Origin of the sequence: Armatimonas sp. (assembly GCF_031410135.1) — a bacterium.
In the GTDB taxonomy this organism is placed as follows: Bacteria; Armatimonadota; Armatimonadia; order Armatimonadales; family Armatimonadaceae; genus Armatimonas.
The window spans coordinates 1-1,117 of the sequence record NZ_JANNYP010000616.1 but is presented as its reverse complement, the minus strand read 5'-3'; the positions used below and the strand labels follow the sequence as shown (position 1 = coordinate 1,117).

Below are 1,117 nucleotides of genomic sequence, written 5' to 3'. Positions count from 1 at the left end.
ACTCAATTCAACAATATCAACCTGGCGGGGCTTTCCAGGTGAGTTCTTGGAAGTCTCCGCGGCCCCCGTCACGATGTATGCCTTCGCCATCCCGAGTTTCGTAAAGGACGTGCCAACTTCTAACTTTATTGCTCCAGCGGTTGGATTAACAACTCCGATGGTCAAGAACTTCTTATCCGCTGTCAAAGCGGCCTCGACATCAATCGAAGCAAACTCGCCGCTAATCTTGACTGGGATCGTCCCATATCTCTTGCGATAGACTTGCAGCACAAGGCCCGTGCTTTCCATTTCGGCAGCTGTTCGGCTCGTTTTGATTGCACCAATCACGTTGACGGTCTGAGCATATGTCGCGATATGGATCAGATCGGTTTGGCGGAAGAATTCGTGGAGTCCCGCTGCGATTCCTAAACCATCTGCGAGATCGTATTCGCAACCCAACTCGCCAAAGGTGTACTCTCGGTGCCAGTAGTTCCATTCGTCCATCGCGATTGGCACAAGTTTGCCTTTGAGATGCTTCATTTTCGCTTGCATTTTGCGGTGCCCTGCCGCCTTCGTCCGGATGTTTTCTGCCATCTGCACCACAGACTTTTCAAGCGGAAATCTCTCGTTTTTGTTCCAGGGCAGACGGCCATCGTAGAAGTGTTCGGAAATCATGTCCATATGATCACTCGACCGCTCTAACAGCCCTTTCGACCAGCTCTTTCCGAACTCTTTCGACTCTGGATCACCCATGTCTCCGCTTCCAACGAGCATCAGCTTGGGGTCAACTTTGAGCATCTCTTCAGCGATCCAGTTGTGTTTGCGCACGTACTGGTCCAGCTTCATAAAGCCGAGCTGCCAGTTGCCCCACATCTCGTTTCCAACGCACCACGTCTTTACATCATAGGCCTTTCTGTGACCATTCTTTGCTCGCCATGAGCCACCAATCGTCTTGGTTGACCCATTGCAGTACTCGACCCACTGAGCCGCCGTGTAAGCGTCACCGAAACCGGTGTTGACGGTGACTAATGGATCGGTGCCGATCTCTCGACAGAAGTCAATGAACTCGTCGGTTCCGAAGTCATTGTGCTCTAAGCCACCCCAGGCTGGGTTAGTGCGAGGCGGACGACGGTCGCGG

The 1,117-nt window shown here is 52.6% G+C and carries 1 protein-coding gene; it reads right to left on the bottom strand.

Annotated features, from left to right (window positions below; genetic code table 11):
- Positions 1 to 1,117 (bottom strand): alpha-L-arabinofuranosidase C-terminal domain-containing protein (locus tag RMO15_RS22565; RefSeq protein ID WP_309717573.1); only part of this gene is annotated, 1,117 nt, incomplete at both ends.